Raw genomic sequence first — 22,880 nt, 5'->3', positions numbered from 1 at the left:
GTACGCTAAGGACCCGGATTTTTTAGATTGTTGAACTCAATCTCCCGTTAGTGCAATAAGAAAAAGAGTTACCGCAGTAACCCTATTGTTTATAATACACGTCATTGGGAGAAGCTATGGCAATACAATCTTTTAACCTCCACCAATTCCTGCCCATTGAATTCCATTCTGTATATATCTGGTTTTGATGTCTGTAGTAAAAAATTCAAATCATACTTACTGTCATAATACCCCATCATCAAAGTCATAACAGCTCCATGAGTTCCTACTACTACTTTCTGTCCTCGATAGGTGTCTAATAAATCTTTTAAGACTTTTATAGCACGTTTCTGACAGTCGGCATTAGACTCTCCTCCCTTTAAAGCAAAGCCAGGTTCTAAGAATGACTTTGTTATCAAAGGGAATAATTCTTTATCCGACATTCGTTCCTCTTCAGCAATAAAAATTCTCTCTTTTAAGTCTTCAAATACTAAAACTTCTTGTCCTATTTGCTTCGCTAACTGCTGAACAGTTAGAATTGAACGATTGTATGGACTTGAGATAACAACATCAATTCCCTCACCTTGTAATATATCTGTTATTCGTTGAACATCTAATTTTCCTTTTTCAGTTAATCCTCTCGTTTTTTCTTCTCCAAATTTCGGTGAATCCCCATGTCTCACCATATATATGAAAGTTTTCATAATTACCTCCAATTTTTTAGGTTTCTTTATTCCATATATAGCTTATATTAATTTAAAAAAACTTTCCCGATGACCATAACTAATACTCACTATAAAGCCTTCTACATGTGATATCTTAAATACGTTTCTTTACAATTCCGTGAACGAAAATGTATTATGTTATAAAATAAAAGAACATGTAAAAAGGAGAGCTAAAGCAGGCGCATTCTGTTGTAGCTCTTTTTTCATTTTCTAATTAATAATTCGTTTACATATTCACGAGCCCAACGATCGGCGTCTAATACTGTTTCTAAATCTGGATTTGCAGTGCTGTGATGAGCTTCAAGAGTAGAATAAATTGTTTTTTCAATATCAAAAAATGAAATTTCATTTTGTAAATATAGCGCATTTGCAATTTCGTTCGCTGCATTTAAGACAGCAGGTGTTGTACCACCAATTTTCCCTGATTCATACGCATAATGTAAGCAAGGGAATTTTTTGAAATCTGGTTTTTCAAAGTGTAGGCTAGCTATCTCTAGTAGGTTTAATTTTTTATAGTTCGATTGTAATCTAGTTGGATAATGGAATGCATATTGAATCGGCATTCTCATGTCAGGGGCACCGAGCTGTGCCATGATAGAGCCATCTATAAATTCAACTAAAGAATGAATAATACTTTCTTTATGAATTAAAACATCAATTTTCTCATAAGGGATATCAAATAACCAACGTGCTTCCATGACTTCAAAGCCTTTGTTCATTAATGTAGCTGAATCAATGGTTAGTTTTGCTCCCATTAACCAGTTGGGATGCTTTAAGGCATCTTTAGCTTGTAAGATTTCCATTTCTTCGCGCGTTTTATCTCGAAATGCCCCCCCTGAAGCAGTAACAATAAGCTTCTCGATTTCTTGATTATTTTCCCCATTTAAACATTGAAAAATGGCAGAGTGTTCACTGTCTACTGGAATTAAGCGGCAACTGTTTTGTTTCGCTAATTCTGTCACAATATGTCCTGCCGCAACTAATGTCTCTTTGTTAGCAATTGCTATATCTTTTTTCGCTTTTAATGCTTCAATGGTTGGAAGGAGACCAGAGACACCGACAACTGAAGTTAATACAAGATTAGAATCGGGGTGAGTTGCAACTTCAATTAATCCATCTGTTCCATATGTGACTTTTGTATCTGTAGGAACTCGCTTCCGAAGAGCATCTGCTAATTCTTTTGTACTTACGCTTACAATACGAGGATGAAATGTATGTATTTGTTTTTCAAGAAGGTCAATATTGTGATTTGCTGTTAAACCAATAATTTTAAAATGTTCCGGATGAGAAGCGACTACATCTAATGCAGACGTACCAATTGAGCCAGTTGAACCAAGAATCGAAATATATTTTACCATGATAATTCCCCCAGAGTTGTAGAATCCTTTTTTGCAAACCTAAATATAATTAGACAAAAAAGATAATATTCCTTCTTTAGAAAATAGAATATTTATGTTTGTAAAAAAGACGCGAAGTTTTCACTATCCTCAGGTATAAAAAAGCGTTATTCTTTCTAAACAAGCTAATAGTACGCCTTTTTATCTTGTATATGTTGAAGATCTTTCAAATGAAAATAACCTAAATCTCGGATACATAAATCATTCGCTGTTACAGTTGGGACACACAGAGAACCGTAGGTTCGATCATGTTGTTTACCTGGACCTGTATGAAGATGTAGCAACTGTCCATTTAATAGGTCATACTCAAGTTGGATCTTTACCCCCGCTGTATGGCTGCATCCTCCTGCACCCTGATAAATGAATACAAAGGGATCTGGGAGTTGAAATGCAGTTGAATCTAAAATACGAATACGCTTGAAAACAGAAGTATATGGAGAAGAAATCGGCATAGACGAGACCAATTTTTTGTTTAGTAGTTCAGCTAATATGTGTTGTAAAAATTGGACGGCCGCTTTATTAAATCGTTGATTCAGTCCCTCAGGACTGATGAGCACTGCTGTTGATGCTTCTAAACAGCTAGATAACTGAGTTAAAGAAGTTGTAGCGACATTTTGGCTCACCCATACACATAAAGCTACTACATCTTTTGCTTGGTACTTACTGGTTCGCTGTACAAAACCAACATCTCTAGCAAGATCCCGTAAGGTATTTGGAGATAAAAAACTTTGAATCTCTTGAGCAAATAGGTGTAACTCGTTAGATACAGAAATAGACATAAAAAACGCCATCCTTTCCTACGATTCTATAGAAAGAATAGCGTATTTTTTCATTTAAAGTATTATATTATGATGACATTTTATTCAACCGTTCCTGAGATTGAATATTGGTTCTAACAAACAGTCCAGTGTATAAGAGGAATGTCCCCATTATTGCAATGATACCAATGTAAACGGACATCATCGTAGGAACCAAAAATGCACCAATGATAATAGTCATTCTTGCAGTTAGATCCGCACCAATATATGCTAGACCTGCAAAAGCTGAATACGATCCTCTTTTATCAGCCGGAATCATATTAGCTTGTTCTGCATTTCTGATTGGGGAGTAGACAAGTTCACCAACAGTGGCAATAAAATTAAAAATCATCAGTACGTACCAAGTGTTTGCAGATGTTACTGTCACATAGCCTACACCATATAGCACAAGACCTAAAAGTAACGCTTTTTTTCCACTTAGACGATCTGTAAATTTATTTACAATAAACGTTAAACATACTACTAAAAGCATATTTTGTATGTTAAGAATACTTAGCATCCTCACTCCTACTATTTCAAAGTTCCCAATGCTTATTGGATTGAATGTTTCTGAAAGTCGTACACCAATATAACTGTTTAAAGAAAACTCTGCCGCAAATATGAAAGTAGACCCTATTACAACTCTTAAAAATGCTCTATCTTGAATAGCAACTTTATAGTTTTGAATTAGATCAAGTACTATATTTCCATCCCTTTTTTCTAAGTACTCTTTAACTTCTGCAACTAGCCAAATTTTATAAGCAATTGGTAATATAGCAGAAACAAAAGTCAGTAATATAAACAACTCTTTTTGGTGATTAATGTATAAAAAACCACCTAATGCTGCACCAATTGCCATAGAAAGATTCATAAGCCAATAGTCAATTGTATAAACAACTTTTCGATTTTCTGGTGTAGTTGAGTCTATGATGATAGCTTGCATGGATGGGCGCCCAAGACTGCTAGTTATTATAAAACCTACATAAGCGATTGCAAATAACCAAATCATCTTATCTGTAGGATATAAGCTTAAAGTCATGAATAAAAACATCAAAGTACTAGAAAAAGAAGTTAACAATAAGATTTTCTTTCGTTGAAAGCGATCTGAAATGTAACCTCCAATTAAATTTGAAAAAAAACTTAAAATAACCGTTAAGATTAAAAATAACCCGGCCCATACTTTATTTATTTCTTGAGCAAAAAACAATGCCATGAAAGGCATTACTGCTGATGTAACAGCACGATTAAAAAACGATGTAATTAAGCGTACTTTTATATTTTGCTCAAAGTCTTTCCAATTCATCGTATCTCCTCCCTTTGTCTAATGTTATATTAAACTAGACTTATCAAACTAAAAATGGACATATTCAGAAAAACATGTCCACTTATAAAAGGAGATAGGAAAATGGATAAAAATTTACTGAATCTATGGCAATCATTTTCTTCAGGAAATATAAAAATACAAGACCTAGCAGATTTTTTTAATTTAAGTACAAAGCAAACAGTACGTTACTTACATAAATGGATGGATGAAGGTTGGCTGACTTTCATTTCTGGAAAAGGTAGAGGAAATTCCTCCTTTCTCCAATGGTTGAAAAATATAGAACAAATCTATGAGTCGCAAGTAATGGAATTTATGGATCAACAACCTGTTGAAAAAAGTAGTAAATATTTACTATATAATTGGTCTCCAAACAGTAAACTACGCTTGATGACTAAGTTTCATTCAAAATTTGGCTATATACATAATTCGGATGATAAATTAATTATTCCTAGAAGAAAGCCCTTTTTAACAACACACCCGCTCGAGGCTACCGATGTACATAGTGCACATATTGTCGCGAACGTTTTCAATCGACTTGTTTATATGGATGAAAAGGGGAACATATTCCCTGAAATAGTTCACAGTTGGGATTTAACTCAATCTAAGCTTAGACTATATTTAAAAAAGTCTATAAAATTTCATGATGGATCCATCTTAACAGCGGCTGACGTGAAACTATGTCTCTCAAAACTACGTAGTCATAAATACTATAAAGACTTATGGGCACCCATAGAAAAAATAGAGATTGTATCACCATTAATTATTGATATACATTATCCAGATAGTTGTAGTTATTGTTTACAAATGTTATGCATGATAAATACAAGCATTTATAAAGAAAATAACGGCCAAATCATAGGAACCGGTGGTTTTTATATAGGAGAGAATAACCTGGAGAAAACATCATTGATAGCATTTCATGATTATTTTCAAGAAAGACCTTTGCTAGATACAGTAGAATTCATTCAGGTCCCTCTAGAATTTGATACTATTTATCAATCTTCCAAACACCATAAATGTAATTCTACCTTTCAAGTAGAAAGGAATTCAGGTTTCGGTGTTATAATTATGAATGCTTGGCGTAATTCCTCAATTCAACACATAAATGTTCGTAATTACTTACATTCTATTATCGCTAACAATATGAATCATATTCATGAATATGATTCTCAAAAAATCCCAAATATTAAAAGCTGTTTGAAAGACATAGATCATCAAGTCAATATTCCGAAAAGAAAACGTCCCGAATTTAAAGAACCACTTATTATAAAAGCTACTCAGTATACAGAAGCGACAACAAAATGGTTAATGAATATCTTAGAAAAAGAAAAAATACCTTTTCAAGTTAAATGGGTTCCATTTGAAAACTATCTTAGGGATGAAAAACTTAATGAACAAGTCGATCTCTTTATTCATGGTGAAGTATTCGAGATGAATCAAGAGATATCATTTTATTATTTTTTAACAGCTAGATATTCACCATTGGCTAAGGTTTTAAAAACAAATAAATCACTAAGAAAACACCTTTCTAAATACAAACATACACATTTTGAGGAATGGGCTTCATTAAATAAGAATCTTGAAAAAGAACTGATAGAATCCTCTATTATGATTCCCTTATACTATGATACACGTCAAATTCCTTTTTCATCAGATTTAACGAATATTAAGATGAAATATTTTGGATATGTGGATTTTTCTCAACTTTGGATAAGACCTTTAATTTAAAATTCACAAGAAACCTAATTTACTTGTAATAATTATCACCCTATTTAATTTCCCTGATGCCAAAGGTAAATTTTTTAGGAGCACGCATACATCGCTATCAGGTCAACTAAACTGGTATCTTAGAGTCATCAGCTTAAACAATAAATAACACCATCTCCATGTTGTCAATATTTTGAAGGACTCACAAAACAAAATTATTAACTCTCCACAGTTATCTATGAGAAGTTAGCTCGTTTTTTCGTTTTTGGGAACCATCAATTTCTAAGCTTGATGACGATGTGGCGAGACTCCTTAATATAACACCAATTATCAGTAGTCGTATCTAGAAACCAAAAAAAAGTCCCTTTAGATCTTCTAAAGGGACTTTTCACTCATATAATCCTATCTATAGTTAAACAAATAAGATTGAATAAATTTAATTTTTCTTGTTTTATCTAATAAATTGTTTAGGCATTTCTTTAACGTGCTTATCATCATCACGCCAATCATAGGTTTCTTTCTGTGAAATATCTAAAGTTTGATCTCCAATTCTAACAATATTCTTATTTACCCATTCAATATATGGATCCGTATCTGGATAGTTCCAATATATATTTTTCTCTGAATCTGTATCAAGGTTAACTAATTCACCCCTAACAGCATCCGCACTTAATGATCCTGCATTATGAAAATAAGTCTTAATGAGATATTTTCCATCTGGAGATTCCACTGTTCGAATTAATTCACCTTTTGGAACACCTTGCAAACTAAAAAATTTCCAATATCCAAATCCAATTATAATTACTAACATAGTAAGTATAGTTATTAATACTTTTCTTTTTGTTTTTTTAAATTTACCTTTTGTATTTATAATACTCACTCATTCAACTCCAGTCCATAGAATACAAACCATATTATACCATTAAATAAATGGTATAATATATCCAAAAATAAAAATCCTAACTTAATAGTTTTTATAAAAAGGGCATATTTCACATAATTCTCGTTATCAGTAGTTAATAATGAATAGAATTTTCATTATGGGGGTACTCCAAAATATTAGCTTGATGGGGATGTGGGGCGGTACCCCGTCTATAACAGTAACCCTGTCACTACCCCATGTTCTACTGTTTCAATCAAATATATCGCCTTCCCGTTAATATTCCCTAAACAAAAAGAGGTTGCCCACTTTCAGGCAACCTCTTTCTCATTTCTATTCTATAAATCTATTATTAACGATAAGAAGAAACGTCATTACCTTTCCACTCATAATAGTCTAAGATACCAGCGTAAATCGCTTCTGCAGAGCGTTGTCTCCATTCTGGAGAGGATAGTTTTTCACCCTCTATCCTGTTGTCAACGAATCCTAGTTCTGTTAATACAGCGGGCATTGTGTTTTCTCGAACGACATATAAGTCGCCATCTTTTACGCCTCTGTTACGTGTTCCAAGTGCATCCACAAGACGATTTTGAATTTTTTCTGCTAGCATACGACTTTCATCTACATGTGGGTTTGTTTGGCTCGTTGCAGATCTGTAATAGTATGTTTCTGTACCTTGAGCAGTTCCGTCAAAACCATTTCCATGAATACTTACAAAGATATCCCCGTTATTCGCTTGCGCAAATTCTACTCGTTTTTTTAGAGAATCTTTTGCATCTGTTCCTGGTCTTATGTCAGTATCATGTGTTAGCAATACAGTAAATGGTGTTTTTTGTTCAAATAATTTCTGTACGCGTAAGGATGTGTCTAATACAATTTTACTTTCATCCATGTCTACGCCTTCGTGTCCTGGATCCACACCGCCATGACCTGGATCAATAATAATTGCTTTTCCTTCTAAGAAGTTTGCTTGATTTAATTGATTTTTATCAAGCCATTGGAAACCAGCACCTGTACGGATACGAATCCAGCTTCCATTTTCTTCAATGACTGTTACGGTTTGCGGAGCATATTTTCCCGTCACTTTAGAAGAATGTGATGCTTCTTGATATGTAGTAAAGGTTTTATCAATATACTCTGTTTTCTCTATTAATGGCGTCCATTTATCTCCTTGATCCGTTACAATTTTAATCCAGCCATCTCGCTCCTCTTTTATGGTAACGGTTTGAGGTTCATGTTGATTTGATGTAATACCTGATGATAGTGATGGCTGATGATATGTTATGAACTTTCTATCTATATACATTTTTTTCGTTTGCTGTTGACCGCCATTTTTCAACATATCAGTTTTGGCAGTAAGCTGTGCTGCTTCTACACGTTTTATAGGGGTATCCGGTTTCCAACCATTATCTGTACCGACAGAGATATTTAATTCTACTAAAATATCAGCGAACTTTTCACCCCAATGGCCTTTTAAGTCTGCAAATTTCGTAGTTAACGTTCCGCTAACGTCTTGATCCAATTTATATGTATTCACAAGCATAGCTGCCATAGCGGCACGAGTGACTTGTCCATCCGGATTAAATATACCGTTTCCTTCTCCTGCAATGAACCCTGCTTTTTCAGCAGCTGCGATATACGGAGTTGCCCAATGATTCTGTGCATCTTTAAAAGATGGTTTCGCATTTTCATTAACTTGTAAACCTAAAACTTTTGTCATGATTGTTGCCGCTTGAGCACGTGTTAATGTACCATCTGGTGCAAATGTACCATCTGGCATTCCGCTAATTACCTGTTTATCAACTAAATAATTAACTGATTCTTTTGCCCAATCAGGTACATCTGGAAATGTATTTGTTTGAGCTAACCCACTAATTGGATATGTTAATAAATTTACTGCTAAAATACCTGCTGCTACTACTCGATGCTTCATAAAAAAAGAATTCTCCTCCCAAAATCTTCTTAAAAAGAAATTACATATGAATCTCTTAAACTTTAACTTTCAGAAATTTAAAAGACGTATTCGTTACTGCCTAGGCTAGTTTATAATACCTACCCTCTATAGTAAATACATTTAAAAAAAGATGAATATGCGAATATAACTAAGAATAAATTCACAAACATAAGGGGACCCCATCGTCATCAAGTTAAGATTTCATAATGCCCTAGAACGAACATTTTGTGTATCTCACTCGTTTTTATTGTTTTGGGTTAACTCCGTTCATTTTAGCTTGATGGGCATGGGTGCTTCCCCTCATATAAATATATGGAAATTTTTCAATTCTCTAATTTGGCGTTTCTAATCATTTACTCTAGTGTCACTTTATTCAATCAAAATAATATATTAAAAGTTCATGACACCTCACATTGTTAACATAACGTTTTTATCGTCTCCTTATATTGATACCTGCGCCTAAAGGAATACGGACACGATGCTGAGTATGAAGGGGCATTCTAGGAAAATATTCAATGTGATTCTATAAATTTCATTAATGATTTTAATATGATTCCTTCAAAAAACTTACAAATTGTTTGATTAGCGCTTTTAGAACATTACTATCAATATCTGCTATTTTATTAATATAAATGCATGATTTTCCAGAGGTGTATTTTCCAAAGTTTTTTAATAGTTCCTCTCGCTTAGGATCACCAGCTGCAAAATACAAACTAATTTTAGCCTTTCTTGGGGAAAAGCCTACTAATGGAGCATCTCCCTCATGACCAGATGCATACTTATAATGGTATGTTCCAAAGCCGATAATGCTTGGTCCCCACATTTTTGCTGTATAGCCTGTTGTTTCAGTAAATATATCTAATAATTGATAAGCGTTTTCTCGTTTTTTAAGATTTTCAACACTTTCAATAAATTCAATTACACTATTGTTTGTTTCTTTTGTTTTAAGTTTGTACATATTAAAATCACTCCTTTTTAGATATAGGCTTCATAACATATATAAATATAATATAGGGCTCATCATACAAGTCTCACAACTTTAAGGTGCTAACTGCTTCCTTTTTACCTTTCTGTCCATTATGGGGAATAAAGATAATTGAATCACTTAAAATCCCAGTATTACTGAATTTTTCTTAGTAATATAAAATACGGTACGTGAAATTTATTTATCTCTACAGCTAAATAAAAAAAACTAAGCTTATTTTTTATTTAGGATAGAAAATTATGATTTCAAATTTAATTTTCATAATAAAAAATAAAAGATGGCTTAACATCAACCATCTTTTATGGCCCAGTACCTAAAAAACCGCCATCCTTTCCTTTGATTCTACAGAAAGAATAGCGCTTTTTTGTTATACGGCTATAAAAAAGTTCAAATGTTCGTATTATCGCTTTTAGTAATGGCTAATTATATCATTTCCATTCACAATCAAAATATAGGAATGATTTCTTTAGCAATACACAGCAGACTTTGATTTAAGAAAATACAAATACTCTATTCCTGCATCAGTAATTTTTGTACCTGCCCGTCCTCTGCCTTTTACGACGAATCCTTCACTTTCTAAAATATCCAGGCGGCGGCGAATTTGCTGAGGAGATAAAATAAAGTCTGATTCTTTGCTTTTACTTGAAAGCAGATCTCTGCTTGCCGCTTTTCCTTTTTCGTTGCATTGCTTAATTACTTCCAAGATAAAAACATGCTCCTTCATTTCCAGTATACTTCCACATATGGAATATTCGGATGTCACGCTACCTCCCTCTTGTCCCATCATGGACGGAAGATCTCCTTTCGTCACGACATTTCCCTCGCAAATTGTCAGCATATAATCAATTGTGCTTTTTAGTTCTCGTATATTTCCAGGCCATTCATATTGCATAAAATACTCCAGTACATCTTGTTCTATCTTTACCCATTTTCCACTCTTTGTAATGAAATGCTTAATTAAAATTGGTATATCAGCTCTTCTCTCAATGAGTGGTGGAATGCAGAGATTAAGTACATTCAGCCGGTAAAATAAATCGGCTTTGAATGAACCAGCCAGTATCTTTCCCTGAAGATCTTTATTTGTTGCGGTAATCACCCGTACATTAACAGGTATAATTCTTACACCGCCGATTCTGCGGATTTCTCCCTCCTGCAGAACGCGTAGCAGATGTGATTGAACTGTAAGACTTATGTCGCCGATTTCATCCAAAAAGATAGTTCCGTTATCCGCTAATTCAAACAGACCTTTCTTGCCGCCCTTTTGTGCTCCTGTAAATGTCCCTTCTTCGTAACCGAACAATTCACTTTCAAGCAGGTTCTCTGTTAATGCGCTACAGTTTACAGCCAGAAACGGTCCGTTTTTTCGCAATGAATGCTCATGAATAGCATGGGCAAACAGTTCTTTTCCTGTTCCTGTATCACCCCGAATTAAAATTGGATGTTCTGATAAGGCAAGTTTCTTGGCGATTCGCTTACGCTCTTTCATTACAGTATGTTCGCCGATAATATCCTGAAATCCGTATTTAGTATGAAATCCTTTATTACGCATTTCTCTTTGCGCTGTTTTTTCAATTTCAAAGGCTTGATGTACACTCTTAAAAGTTGCGACAATTGTATTTTCTTGCACCATTTGCAATCGAAAAATTACGACATCCACGCCATCTATGTTGAAGAACTTGCTTTCATCCTTTCCATTCATGATGAAATCGGTAATATCCCGACGACTCATCACATGTTCTATATACTCATTAACCACATCTTGTGCCACAATATGAAACAATGCCGTAAGACGTTCATTGATTACCGTAATCCGTCCTTCCTGGTTAACGACCAATATTCCATCATCGACAGTTCCCAACACATTTTGGATATGCTCGCTCATCTGCTTAGCACCCCGCTCTGCATGTAATAGCTTACGTTGTAATTCAATGATATTGCTAATATACCTTTCTGAAACCTTCGAGGATATATCCTTGTTCAAACCGCAACATTCTACAACCTCCAGGATTGTTGTCATATCAAAAAGACGTACGCCTATATCGATTACTTCTTTTATGTAAGAAGGGCACAGATGTGTTTCTCCTGGCGAAACGGCAATTCGAACATCATCATAAAACAATACCCCCTTCCGAAAAGGGATAAATTGAATATGATCGATACCAAGTTGATATAAGGATTCAATAAGATTTATAGTTGCATCATCATTATCATTCACCACCAGAACTGATGAATCTTCAGGTATTCTTAAAAGTTTATCAATATATTCATGATGAACTGTTCTCTTTCCCACAATTATTTCCTCAGCATTCACGGTATACATATCATTTGTTTGATCATAAACAGAAGCTGATGAATACAAGATAATTGTATCTTCAAGGGACTGCGGTATTCCCTCATCCGCAGCATAGCTTTTAATATGAACATAGTCTCCAAGCAATTGTTCCAGTTGCTCCTGTAAGGCTTGCTTTGTTTTTGAGCTTCCAGCTATGAGTGTAAGTGAAAATTTTGACATTAAAACACCTGCCTACGTTTAAATTGGTTCTATTATATCGCCAAAAAAGAACAATAAAAACCAAAAACTCGAATCTTACCATAAAAATCCCCTTAAAAATCAATATATTAATACTGGCACAGATATTGCATATATAAATCGATGAAGTGTCCGAGGTTATGAAAAGGAGGTAAACAGCAGAATACGCGAAAGAGAACATAGTCTATTGGCGGCACTTTGGTAAGCATTCTATTTCAACCCATTTATTTTAAATACAAAGGAGGAACACATATGAGCCAACTACACGAACAGACTGTTTCGCTTGGAAAAAAAGAGAAAAAAATTAATGTTTTTGTATTGCTGTTCGGCATTCTCGTAATAGCGACCCTATTAACTTATTTTTTGCCGACCGGAGAATATGCACGGATTGAAGTAAATGACCGGACAACTGTAGACCCAAATTCTTTTAAATCGATAGCATCAACCCCGGTCGGATTTTTCGATATGATAAAAGCTGTTCATACGGGAATGGTAGAAGCCGGCAATATTATATTTTTCTTGTTGATTATCGGAGGGTTTTTTGGTGTCTTACGAGCAACAGGTACGGTTGATATGCTTATCGCTACATTGGCTAGGAAGTTGGCGACGCGTGAAAAACTATTGATTCCTGCCGTGACGCTGTTTTTCGCTGTAGGTGGTTCTTTAATGGGGATGGCGGAAGAAACTCTGGCTTACCTTCCTCTTATCATTCCTCTGGCGCTGGCTCTGGGATTTGATGCAATTACAGGAACTGCTATCGTCATAGTAGGAGCATTGTCAGGCTTTACAACTGCCATCATGAATCCTTTCACAGTAGGACTTGCTCAAGGAATCGCAGAATTACCGATGTTCTCAGGCATATTGTTTCGCCTTATTTTATTTGTTATCATCTACCTTGTTTCAGTTCTTTATATCTATCGTTACGCAATGAAGGTAAAGAAAAATCCTTCTATAGGAATCTACGGAAAGTATACAAAAGAAGACGCGAAAAAGTTACTGCAATCAAGTGGGAAGTTAACAACAAGACATAAGTTCATCTTAGGAGCTTTTGTAATTAATTATATCGTTTTGGCGTTTGGTGTAATCAAATTCCAATGGTACATTACAGAAATTACATCTTTGTTCCTTTTATTGACAATAATAATTGGAATCATCGGCAAACTATCTGCAGATCAGATTGTTAACTCCTTTATAAACGGCTCTGCATCCTTGCTCGGCGGTGCTTTGATTATTGGTGTATCGCGCGCCATTCTTGTTGTATTGAATGAGGGACATATCGTTGACCCTATGCTGCATCAATTATCTGTATCAATCAAGCATATTCCGGACTATTTAAGCGTTGTTGGTATGTACAATTTCCAAGCTCTTATTCATTTTGTTCTAGCATCTGGCACTGGTCATGCGATGCTGACAATGCCGATTATGGTGCCACTTGCAGACTTATTGGGTATTACACGCCAAACTGCAGTGTTATCTTTCTCTTTTGCTGATGGAATCGGAAATATGATTTTTCCGACCGCTACGACCTTAATGGCAGGCTTGGCGATTGCAGGAATTTCTTGGACAAAGTGGGCAAAGTGGATTCTGCCACTTGTGTTCATTCACTATCTCATCGGATTAGTAGCTGTTATCATAGCTCACTTCATAGGATATGGTCCATTCTGATATAAAACGAAAAGTAATGACAGGAGGAAAAAAGAATTGATTACCTTAATAAAAAATGGAGAAGTATATGCACCCAACTACCTAGGACGGAAAGACATATTAATTGCAGATGATAAAATCGCATTCATAGATGATAGAATCGCAATTCCTAACAACTTTGCTCCTATTCTAGTCATTGATGCGGCAAATCTTTTGGTTGTTCCAGGATTTATCGATTCACACGTTCATATTATTGGTGGAGGCGGAGAAGGTGGATTCAAAACCCGCACACCTGAGCTGATGCTCACTGATATTACAACTGCAGGTATTACAACACTAGTCGGTTTACTCGGTACTGACGGGACAACACGTAAAATGGAAAGTCTGCTTGCCAAGGCGCGGGCACTTGAAGAAGAGGGAGTTTCTTGTTTCATTCACACAGGCTCCTATCAAGTGCCAGTAAAAACGCTGACGGGAAAAATCGAAGATGATATTATTTTAATTGACAAAATTATCGGTGTTGGAGAGATTGCTATCTCCGACCATAGATCATCAGAACCTACATTTGAGGAAATAGTTAAAATCGCCACTGCCGCACGCAATGGCGGTATTCTGTCAGGAAAAGCTGGCATATTAGAAGTTCATGTAGGGGACGGAGAGGGAAAACTTTCATTATTGCATGAAATTGCAGATAAAACCAACATTCCGATTCGGCACTTCCATCCAACACATATAAACCGAAACGAAGAATTATTCAGGGCGGGTATTGATTACGCAAAGCGAGGCGGTTACGTAGACTTTACCACAAGTACTACTCCTCAATTTTTGGAGGACGGGGAAGTGAAATGCAGTGAGGCATTACGTATAATGCTTGAAGATGGGGTCCCAGTCGGACACATCACCTTCTCCTCAGATGGACAGGCCAGTCTCCCCTTCTTTGACAACAACGGGGAGTATGCAGGCCTTCAAGTCGGAAAAGTATCTTCGCTATTTCACGAAGTACGAGAATCTGTTTTAGTGGAAGGTATTCCGTTAGAAACGGCACTGGAAGTCATTACCACGAATCCCGCACAATTGCTGAAGCTTTCAAGTAAGGGCTGTATCCAAACCGGGAAGGATGCTGACATCGTATTGTTGGAAAAAGAAACGTTGGACGTTCACAGCGTCATCGCAAAAGGCAAGTTTATGGTAGAAAATAAAATTCCGATAGTGAAGGGAACATTTGAATAAGAAAGATAAGGAGCTTTTAGTAATTGTTGCAATTCGTAATACACCGAAAAGGCGGAGTCTGTTTGATGTCTTCGCCTTTGTTTATATAGAGCATGAACGGTTTCGATTCCTTTTATCTTACGTGAAGCATAACGAATATTTTGAAATCCTGCGGACTTAGAAAAACAACACTTCACATGCCGATGCTCCTGTTCTATAAGATTGTTTAAATATTTGATTATGTAATGATTCGTGTGTTTACATAATCCTTTTCCTTTAATTTCTTGAACGTACAAAGTAATGCGGGTGCCTTATCTGCACTAAAAACTGTTAGTTCTCCAAACGTTTTTACTAATCTTTTCATAAAGACATATGCCGCCTGATGATCTCGTGTTTTTCGAAATTGAATATCCCATGTGTATCCATCTTTATCGACCGTACGATATAAATAACACCATTTTTCTTTTACTTTTATATACGTCTCATCTAATTTCCACGACGATTGTACCTTGTTGTTATTCGTCTTCCAAATTTGATAGATTAAATTCCCATATTCATGAACCCAACGCATAATCGGTGTTGGATAAATCGATATTCCACGCTCTCTCAAAAGTTCAGATACATCACGATAACTTAAAAAAAACGACAGTAGTAGCCCACGGCTACCAAAATAATATCTTCCTGAACTGTTTCTCTTTAAAATATCGCATTTGTGATTCTCCTTACTCTTTTTTCTAGAATGTAGTCTCATTTAGAAAACTTTGCAACAGAACCCATAATTCACTACAATACTCTCTATACATTTTGGATATACTAAAAATGTATGTTTGCTAATTCATATATATTTCATTACTGTATTTTCAAACGAAATGTAAGGAGGATGTTTATGATAAAAAACTGTACAGCATTACTTATTATTGATGTACAGATAGGTTCATTTAGGGAGAAAAAAATATTATATAAAGAAACGGAATTATTAAAAACCATTCAACTATTAAATTCTAAAGCTTGTTCTGTTCAAGCACCCATTTTTTATATGAAGTTTAACGGGGAACCAGGTTCATTACTAGAACGGGGAACTCCTGGGTGGAAAATTCATGAATCTATAACTCCATCAGCACAAGATACCGTTCTTGAGAAGAAACACCCTGATTCATTTCATAAAACAAATCTTCAACAAGAGCTAAATAAAAAGAATATTAAACATATCGTCATTACTGGAATTCAGTCAGAGATATGTATAGATGCAACATGCCGACGTGCATTCAGCTTAGGATATGATGTTACTCTTGTGGAAGATGGACATAGTACATATGATTCCACATTATTATCGGCATCTCAAATTATTAAGCATCATAACGATATACTAGGTCAATGGTTCGCTCGTGTTAAAAGTGCGAAAACTATTGAATTTTAGTTATATGCCCATACCTTTTTTTACAACACTACATGCAAAAAAAGGTATTCTTAAATATGGAATCTTATGATGGGCATAATACAAATATCGTAGCATCTTTCAAATTTAGCTAAAATAACAATGTATACTCGATTAACCATCACTGAAAAAGGTTCTGGTGCAAAAAGATAATGGAGAGCAAAAAGAATGACTATTTATGCGGTAAGACCAAAGAAAATATTAATCAGACGTATCTGCTTTTGGACAGACTTTTCCCCATGGAAAGTGTGCCATTTTCTAATCATATGCATAGCTTCTATTTCAGCAAGTGTTTTGATTACTGTGTGAAAATCTTGAAATCCTAGCATATATCGGACCCGTTTTTTGATAAATCGATGGTCTTGTTCGACAATGTTGTTTAGATATTTCATCTGTCGTAACTTGATTCCTTCTGGTAGGTCTCCTGCTTTTTGTGATTGTTTCACGGCTTTTGGATAGGCTAGGTTTTTATCAACTTTGAGGACACGAGGTTTTGAGGTATGACAAGAAGCTAAGGCTTTTTTGAAGAAACGTTTAGCTGATTTCGCTTTTCTATTTTTACTTAAGTAAAAATCAACGGTGTTTCCTCCGGAATCCACAGCAAGATACAAGTACATCCATTTTCCTTTCACTTTGATATATGTTTCATCTACACGCCAGGAGTCATTTGTTTTCTTCAAATGACGACAAACGCGTTTATCTAGCTCCGATCCATATCGATGAACCCAACGTATAATCGTTGTTGGATGAATCGGTATTCCACGCTCGCTTAAAAGTTCAGATACATCACTATAGCTTAAAGAAAAACGACAGTAGTAGCCCACGGCTACCAAAATAATATCTTTTTTCACCTGTTTTCTTTTAAACTATCGCATTTGTGATTCTCCTTACTCTTTTTTCTAGAGTGTAGTCTCATTTAGAAAACCTTGCAACAGAACCCCTTTTAGCATTTCAATTAGATTCTCATAGAAATATTCACATGCTTCTGATTCAGAACTAAATGTCTTCAAACTGCTTTTTACTCTCCACTCACTATAATATACTTCCCAGTGTCCATCTTGCTCACTTAAACAATAGGCCTCATTTGGTAATCCCCCTTTTAAGAATAAAAAATATCAAAAAGTTGATTTAGAAAAAGCACTGCCAAAATCTTCAGCAGTGCTTTTTGATTAGACGTACTACGATAATGAGCGTCTACTTTCTTCTATATGTTTGCTCATGAATAGAATTCAAATTTGGATTCTATTCATGAGTTCTGTATGTTCATATATATTTACTTTAATTTCAAGATACGTTCTATTTCCTCCACACTTAACTTACTTGCTTTTGCAATAGTTTCAACCGGTACACCAATTTCATGCATCCCTCGAATCATTTGCATCTTACCTTGCTCAATGCCTTTTTCCATACCCTCTTGTTCTGCATGTGCTAGCTTAGCTTGTTCATCTAAAAGTAATTTCTCTCGATCTTCATATGCTATTCGGAAAGAAGAATCATGGCTCATATTTTCCCATTTATTTATTGCCTTTTGTAAAATTGGATCTTGATTCATCGCAATCTCCTCCAATGTTTGAGTTAAATGTTCATCTTCATGTGCTGGTAATAATAACATCCAACGAACAAATGTATTTTCCCACGGGTTTATTTTTTCTTCACGCCATTGTTTTACCAATTTCGGTATCTCTACAAAATGGATTTCAATGTCGTCACTTAATAGTTGCTGCATTTTTGTATTCCATAATTGTCCGATGGTATGAAATGCATCATCCTGAGAAAACAAAATAAAGTCTAATAAGTTAATGGTAATTGTTTTCCGAAGTGAACGATATGGTATTCCTTCTTGCATTTGAGATGTATAAAGTTTACTCCAATAATATAAAGATCGCTTCACCATATCATGTGTATTTCGAAGCTGAATTTCGATATTTACTTGCGTCCCATTATCTAACGTTGCTAATAGATCTAAAATCGATAACTTATCATCTTCATAAGATTTATGGAGATGTGGATCATCTAGTTGTAGTGATATAATAGGTGCATCTAAAGATTCCTCTAGAATTGCATTTAAGAAACCCGTTAAAATTTCCTGAGAGACTCTTTAGAATAGAAATCACTTTTGACACAAAACAATGATTTTATATGGGGTTCTGGTGCAAGAAAACTAGTAAACTTGGACATACTGATACTACTAAACTAAAAAGGACGTGTATCGGTATGAAAAAAACAGTAGAATTCAAATGGAAACATTATCAGCCTAATATTATTTTATTAACCGTGAGATGGTACCTACGGTACAGCCTCAGTTTTCGTGATTTGGTGGAAATGATGGAAGAACGCGGACTATCTATTACTCATACAACCATCATGCGTTGGGTACATCAATATGGACCTGAATTAGATGAACGAGTACGGCGTCATCTTCAGTCAACCAATGATTCCTGGAGAGTCGATGAAACCTATGTGAAAGTCAAAGGTCAATGGCTGTATCTGTATCGTGCCGTTGATTCAGAAGGGAATACCATTGATTTTTATCTAAGTGAATCAAGGGATAAACAAGCAGCCAAGTGCTTTTTTAAGAAAGCCTTGGCTTTTTCGCACGTTTCTAAGCCTCGTGTAATAACCGTAGACAAGAACCCAGCTTATCCCATAGCTATCCAAGAGTTAAAAGAAGAAAAGCAGATGCCTGAAGGCATCCAACTAAGACAAGTGAAATATCTTAACAATATCGTAGAGCAGGATCATCGCTTCATTAAAAAACGAATTCGCCCGATGCTTGGGTTAAAGTCCTTGCGAACTGCTAAACGAATTATTGCGGGGATAGAGGCTATGCACATGATTAAAAAAGGACAGACTCTCCAAAGGGAAAAGTCTGTCCAAAATCAAAAACAATTTATTCATAAGTTGTTTAGACTAGCTTCATAAGCTAGCAATTTAAAGGAATTTGACACTCTATGTTTCTATCGAGTATTTTTTGCACCAGAACCAGAGTTCCTAATATATTATCCGCACTTACCTGTTCACGTAACATATCAACTCTAGCTTTTAACTCTTCCAAAGTTTGAGATAATACTTTTACCAATTCCTTTAATTCTTGATTTTCTTTGGATAAATCAGATGAAAGTTCGAGTTTCTTTTTCAATTTGATGTTTTGTAACATTTCATCCATTACTTACATCACCTTTTGAATTCCAAAATAAAAAGCAACCAGACGGATGCTTTTTCGATGAGTATTAATTTGTACTTCAATTACGGTAAATGCAGTTTTTTTCTTCTTCCAATCACCTAATGTTGTTTACATTTTTCTGATCCAATAATATTAAGTAACTGGAAGAAGAGCAAAAGCCCTTCTCCGTATACACAACGTGAACTGCAATCGGATGTAAAATCAAGATACAACCGTTCATCCAACCTGCAACCATCGCCACCGGTTATGACGATCCATTTTCAGCTATAAGGAATTTTGTGAGCAATGTTTTCCGCCACTGCTCACAATACAAATATATCACGTTGATTCCAAAACAACCGGCACATTTACTGCCAAAAAGCGGTCACGACTCTGCCAATTATTATAAAATAGCAAGGTCTTTTCATTAATAACCCTTATTAAAACTAACCTAAAAACGCAATCGCATTTTTCGATTTTCTCGCAAATGCAAGAGGATCATCTATCGCTTCCCAGTGAACATATATTAAATGAGGATCATCTTCCAACCAGTGATTGTGAAATGCTGAAACTATAAAACCAACTTTACGAAGATTTGAAATCAATTGATTGGTTTGCTCTTGATTCGTTGCAGTTTCACCTAAACAAAGTGCAACTTCCGATGAATCAAGGGACTCAAACGAAAAGAGTTGATGATGCACTAGAGGTGAATTTGTAGTTCTTCCTAAGATAGTTGCTTCAAAATTTAAAGGTCGCATAACAAAACATACGGGCCCTGATTCAATTTCACCTTCACCACCTAACATTGTAGTAAATGCATCACATAATTCTTGAAATTCTGGAGATACTACAGGTGGTGGTAAATCTGGTGGTAATACTGGACCTAAGAAATCAATAGCTTCTCTTGTTTTTCTCGCAAATGCAATAGGATCATCTATTGATTCCCAGTGAATATAAAATAAACGGGGATTTTCATCTATCCAGTGATTATGCAAACCTGATACGGTAATACCGCGATCACGAAGATTAGAAAGGAGTTGTTCAACCTGATTTTCAAAAGCTGCAGTTTCACCTAAACAAAGTGCATTTCCTGATTCATCAAGAGATTCAAACGAAAAAAATTGATAATTAACCAAAGGTGAATTTGATTTTCTTCCTAAAACTGTTGCATCAAATATTCTAGTTCGAGTTACAGTACATACAGGTCCTGGATCAATTGAATGATCAGTACCTCCTAAAATATCAAAAAATCGCTGGCATAAATTCCCAAATACTGGTTCTACTATTCGTATGTTTTCTTCCATATTATATTCCTCCTAAAATTTTATAAGATTATCTTCCTTAAATTGAAGAAGACAATATATGCTATTCTAGCAATCCATTATTAGCCTGGACAATAATGAAAAAATTAATAGAAAATCATAGCTTGTATCAGATGTCTTCCACTTACCCATATCTTATATTGTGTGTAACTGACCCCTTCGCTGAATCTCTTGCTATCATTGACTTAATTAAACTTTCTCTTTTGAGTTACACAGTACGAAATTTATGAGTAACTGTATAGGAGTACCACCAGCATTTTAAAAAAACACGCTAAGCAAAAAATACAATAAGCTGCCCATATGGACAGCTTATTTACATAATTAAGGTTATAGGAAGTTACTTTTTTGGTTACATGTATTACACGAGATAGACAATATCTTATAGATAGCATCCTACACAGTACTACTCAGACACTTCAGAATACCCTACACGAGGCGGCAACTGTAGACGTGATATTATTTATCTAGGCCTCCCTCTGTAGTACACTGCGTGTGTGTCCCCTGTGGGTAGCCGACTCGGGGGCAGCGCTCCGTATCACACGCATACGGGTGTGTGTATGTCGGTACCAGACATACAGTGAAACTATACAATCATAAAATCGGCCCCAGTAGTTACCAACTAGTTTTCTCATAGGGTCAAAAATGACCTTAAGAGAATGCCAGCTCAATATTTTTATAAAATTTATCCTCCCAAAGGCTCTTTATAATGTAAATACCCTAAGGTAGGACTATAAAAGTTCTACCTCTTTTGTTTGTGTCGGTGAGGTGAAATAATATGCTTAGTACCTAACGGGGGTATTCTTCAAGGGAATTTCACCTTCTCAGGTAGAGCTCAATAGTTTTTATACCCTTTATAGTTCCTATGTTGATGTACTGAAAAGTGACCACATCGAGGTGGGGGTTTTGCTAGTTAGTAGGATTCTTTAACAGTCCTACCTCTGTAGTTGTAACCAATCGAGTAAAACTTTATCGTTCCCCCTGAGCTGGATGCCTCACTTCTTTTTAGGTACATCACTCCACAGGAAGAACCAACTCCCTATAGCTACAACTAACAAGGCGACCGAGCCAGCAAATCACTTGTTCATTACTATCTCCATAATATCCATTAGTTTCCTACCTCCCAATTGCTACTCTATAAGTTGTTCTCTTGTAGGTACCCGCATGAGACACCCTAAATCGTATATTCGTTCCAGTTAATTTATTTTCAACATATAGAGTTTGGTATTTCTTATTAAAGTTAGCTACAAAGTTCATTGCATCAGCACCTATGAGAACGACTCTATCGTCACCGATATAAAACTCAATAGCAGCCTGATCTAGATTATCGTGCCCGTTAACCCACTTCTCCCACTTCTTAAACCACTTAAACATTTTATATTCCTCCTCTTAGTTTTCATAAATAGTTATTCTATTTATTCCCAATTCCTCCCCTATCAATACCACCTGAGACGGCACCTATTTTAGTCTCCTACTTTTGTCGAATACTAGCTCACAAGTTTTGTCTGAATAGTACACCTTGTTAGTTTGCTGTCTCAGTGAATCTATTAGTTAATAATCATTTACAATATCTCCCTTGAGAGTACCAACTCAAAAGCCACACCTGTGGAGGTTGTTGCAAAAAGGACTTGACCAATGAATATAACTCCTTTAGTATTTTCCGTAAGAAACTCTAATTGAAGTAGTTCTCAATGAGGATAATAACTTGAGAGCTTTGATACATATAAGTTTTATCGACTCCCACATCCATCAACTTAACGTATATTTTTATACAAAATGCGGTCTTTCCACGTAGTTTTTTATTATCTTTTATAGATGTTATAAAAGTAGGC

General features: G+C 35.3%; 15 protein-coding genes and 5 pseudogenes. 5 read left to right on the top strand and 15 right to left on the bottom strand.

The genetic code is table 11. From position 1 onward, the window contains the following. Positions 1–101: 101 nt before the first annotated feature. From MR065_RS23750 to MR065_RS23735, 4 genes and pseudogenes are all read right to left on the bottom strand, one after another. Entirely contained in the window at positions 102–683 is a 582-nt protein-coding gene (locus tag MR065_RS23750; protein ID WP_242215286.1) for a histidine phosphatase family protein, read from the bottom strand. A 224-nt stretch (positions 684–907) separates the two neighbouring features. Further along, positions 908–2,062, bottom strand: coding sequence for a 1-deoxy-D-xylulose-5-phosphate reductoisomerase (locus tag MR065_RS23745; protein ID WP_242215285.1), 1,155 nt, complete (start codon positions 2,060–2,062; stop codon positions 908–910). A 167-nt stretch (positions 2,063–2,229) separates the two neighbouring features. Continuing rightward, a pseudogene (locus tag MR065_RS23740) lies at positions 2,230–2,880 on the bottom strand (IS4 family transposase); the annotation flags it as partial. A 67-nt stretch (positions 2,881–2,947) separates the two neighbouring features. Then, positions 2,948–4,201 carry an MDR family MFS transporter gene (locus tag MR065_RS23735; RefSeq protein WP_242215284.1) on the bottom strand — a complete coding sequence of 418 codons (1,254 nt, stop codon included), beginning with the start codon at positions 4,199–4,201 and terminating at the stop codon, positions 2,948–2,950. Positions 4,202–4,303: 102 nt separating this feature from the next. Between MR065_RS23735 and MR065_RS23730 the strand changes: the two genes are divergently transcribed. Next, positions 4,304–5,950 (top strand): ABC transporter substrate-binding protein, encoded by a 1,647-nt coding sequence (locus MR065_RS23730; RefSeq protein WP_242215283.1) that lies wholly within the window; start codon positions 4,304–4,306, stop codon positions 5,948–5,950. A 430-nt stretch (positions 5,951–6,380) separates the two neighbouring features. Here the strand turns inward: MR065_RS23730 and MR065_RS23725 are convergent, their stop codons facing one another. The 4 genes from MR065_RS23725 to MR065_RS23710 form a co-directional block, all read right to left on the bottom strand. Further along, positions 6,381–6,809, bottom strand: coding sequence for a DUF5412 domain-containing protein (locus MR065_RS23725; RefSeq protein ID WP_242215282.1), 429 nt, complete (start codon positions 6,807–6,809; stop codon positions 6,381–6,383). A gap of 352 nt (positions 6,810–7,161) precedes the next feature. Then, a complete protein-coding gene (locus MR065_RS23720) occupies positions 7,162–8,742 on the bottom strand; it encodes an N-acetylmuramoyl-L-alanine amidase (RefSeq protein ID WP_242215281.1) in 1,581 nt (526 codons plus the stop codon). A 565-nt stretch (positions 8,743–9,307) separates the two neighbouring features. Next, positions 9,308–9,721, bottom strand: coding sequence for a DUF1801 domain-containing protein (locus MR065_RS23715; RefSeq protein ID WP_242215280.1), 414 nt, complete (start codon positions 9,719–9,721; stop codon positions 9,308–9,310). 493 nt (positions 9,722–10,214) lie between these two features. Beyond that, positions 10,215–12,260, bottom strand: coding sequence for a sigma 54-interacting transcriptional regulator (locus MR065_RS23710; RefSeq protein ID WP_242215279.1), 2,046 nt, complete (start codon positions 12,258–12,260; stop codon positions 10,215–10,217). 270 nt (positions 12,261–12,530) lie between these two features. Here MR065_RS23710 and MR065_RS23705 point away from each other — a divergent pair, with 270 nt between their 5' ends. After that, complete coding sequence (locus MR065_RS23705) at positions 12,531–13,943, top strand: YfcC family protein (protein WP_242215278.1); 1,413 nt, start codon at positions 12,531–12,533, stop codon at positions 13,941–13,943. 36 nt (positions 13,944–13,979) lie between these two features. After that, a complete protein-coding gene (gene iadA, locus MR065_RS23700; protein ID WP_242215277.1) occupies positions 13,980–15,152 on the top strand; it encodes a beta-aspartyl-peptidase in 1,173 nt (390 codons plus the stop codon). A gap of 17 nt (positions 15,153–15,169) precedes the next feature. On the opposite strand, the pseudogene MR065_RS23695 reads toward iadA, so the two are convergent. Continuing rightward, positions 15,170–15,841 (bottom strand): annotated as a pseudogene (locus tag MR065_RS23695) (IS6 family transposase); the annotation flags it as partial. A gap of 176 nt (positions 15,842–16,017) precedes the next feature. On the opposite strand from MR065_RS23695, the gene MR065_RS23690 reads away from it, so the two are divergent. Further along, positions 16,018–16,548 (top strand): cysteine hydrolase family protein, encoded by a 531-nt coding sequence (locus tag MR065_RS23690; protein ID WP_242215276.1) that lies wholly within the window; start codon positions 16,018–16,020, stop codon positions 16,546–16,548. Positions 16,549–16,742: 194 nt separating this feature from the next. On the opposite strand, the pseudogene MR065_RS23685 reads toward MR065_RS23690, so the two are convergent. Both MR065_RS23685 and MR065_RS23680 read right to left on the bottom strand, forming a co-directional pair. After that, a pseudogene (locus tag MR065_RS23685) lies at positions 16,743–17,432 on the bottom strand (IS6 family transposase); the annotation flags it as partial. A 407-nt stretch (positions 17,433–17,839) separates the two neighbouring features. Continuing rightward, positions 17,840–18,658, bottom strand: a pseudogene (locus MR065_RS23680) (Rpn family recombination-promoting nuclease/putative transposase); the annotation flags it as partial. 122 nt (positions 18,659–18,780) lie between these two features. Between MR065_RS23680 and MR065_RS23675 the strand changes: the two are divergent. After that, positions 18,781–19,488: an IS6 family transposase gene (locus tag MR065_RS23675; protein ID WP_242215274.1), complete on the top strand. Its 708-nt coding sequence runs from the start codon at positions 18,781–18,783 to the stop codon at positions 19,486–19,488. 1 nt (position 19,489) lies between these two features. Here the strand turns inward: MR065_RS23675 and MR065_RS23670 are convergent, their stop codons facing one another. The 4 genes and pseudogenes from MR065_RS23670 to MR065_RS23660 form a co-directional block, all read right to left on the bottom strand. Next, a complete protein-coding gene (locus MR065_RS23670) occupies positions 19,490–19,732 on the bottom strand; it encodes a hypothetical protein (RefSeq protein WP_242215273.1) in 243 nt (80 codons plus the stop codon). Positions 19,733–20,175: 443 nt separating this feature from the next. After that, a complete protein-coding gene (locus tag MR065_RS27635; protein WP_313895169.1) occupies positions 20,176–20,535 on the bottom strand; it encodes a DUF1259 domain-containing protein in 360 nt (119 codons plus the stop codon). A 96-nt stretch (positions 20,536–20,631) separates the two neighbouring features. Further along, positions 20,632–21,033: pseudogene (locus tag MR065_RS27630) on the bottom strand (DUF1259 domain-containing protein); the annotation flags it as partial. Between the two features lie 1,131 nt (positions 21,034–22,164). Continuing rightward, positions 22,165–22,422 carry a polyprotein gene (locus tag MR065_RS23660; protein ID WP_242215271.1) on the bottom strand — a complete coding sequence of 86 codons (258 nt, stop codon included), beginning with the start codon at positions 22,420–22,422 and terminating at the stop codon, positions 22,165–22,167. Positions 22,423–22,880: the final 458 nt, after the last annotated feature.

Source organism: Bacillus cereus group sp. BfR-BA-01383 (assembly GCF_022663495.1).
Taxonomy (GTDB): domain Bacteria; phylum Bacillota; class Bacilli; order Bacillales; family Bacillaceae_G; genus Bacillus_A; species Bacillus_A cereus_AU.
This window is presented reverse-complemented; position numbering and strand designations above follow the sequence as displayed.

Excerpts from the sequence above, each read along its gene's own strand:
- MR065_RS23750 (WP_242215286.1), bottom strand. The coding sequence starts at position 683 with ATGAAAACTTTCATATATATGGTGAGACATGGGGATTCACCGAAATTT.
- MR065_RS23745 (WP_242215285.1), bottom strand. The coding sequence starts at position 2,062 with ATGGTAAAATATATTTCGATTCTTGGTTCAACTGGCTCAATTGGTACG.
- MR065_RS23735 (WP_242215284.1), bottom strand. The coding sequence starts at position 4,201 with ATGAATTGGAAAGACTTTGAGCAAAATATAAAAGTACGCTTAATTACA.
- MR065_RS23730 (WP_242215283.1), top strand. The coding sequence starts at position 4,304 with ATGGATAAAAATTTACTGAATCTATGGCAATCATTTTCTTCAGGAAAT.
- MR065_RS23720 (WP_242215281.1), bottom strand. The coding sequence starts at position 8,742 with ATGAAGCATCGAGTAGTAGCAGCAGGTATTTTAGCAGTAAATTTATTA.
- MR065_RS23715 (WP_242215280.1), bottom strand. The coding sequence starts at position 9,721 with ATGTACAAACTTAAAACAAAAGAAACAAACAATAGTGTAATTGAATTT.
- MR065_RS23710 (WP_242215279.1), bottom strand. The coding sequence starts at position 12,260 with ATGTCAAAATTTTCACTTACACTCATAGCTGGAAGCTCAAAAACAAAG.
- MR065_RS23705 (WP_242215278.1), top strand. The coding sequence starts at position 12,531 with ATGAGCCAACTACACGAACAGACTGTTTCGCTTGGAAAAAAAGAGAAA.
- MR065_RS23690 (WP_242215276.1), top strand. The coding sequence starts at position 16,018 with ATGATAAAAAACTGTACAGCATTACTTATTATTGATGTACAGATAGGT.
- MR065_RS23675 (WP_242215274.1), top strand. The coding sequence starts at position 18,781 with ATGAAAAAAACAGTAGAATTCAAATGGAAACATTATCAGCCTAATATT.
- MR065_RS23670 (WP_242215273.1), bottom strand. The coding sequence starts at position 19,732 with ATGGATGAAATGTTACAAAACATCAAATTGAAAAAGAAACTCGAACTT.
- MR065_RS27635 (WP_313895169.1), bottom strand. The coding sequence starts at position 20,535 with ATGTTAGGTGGTGAAGGTGAAATTGAATCAGGGCCCGTATGTTTTGTT.
- MR065_RS23660 (WP_242215271.1), bottom strand. The coding sequence starts at position 22,422 with ATGTTTAAGTGGTTTAAGAAGTGGGAGAAGTGGGTTAACGGGCACGAT.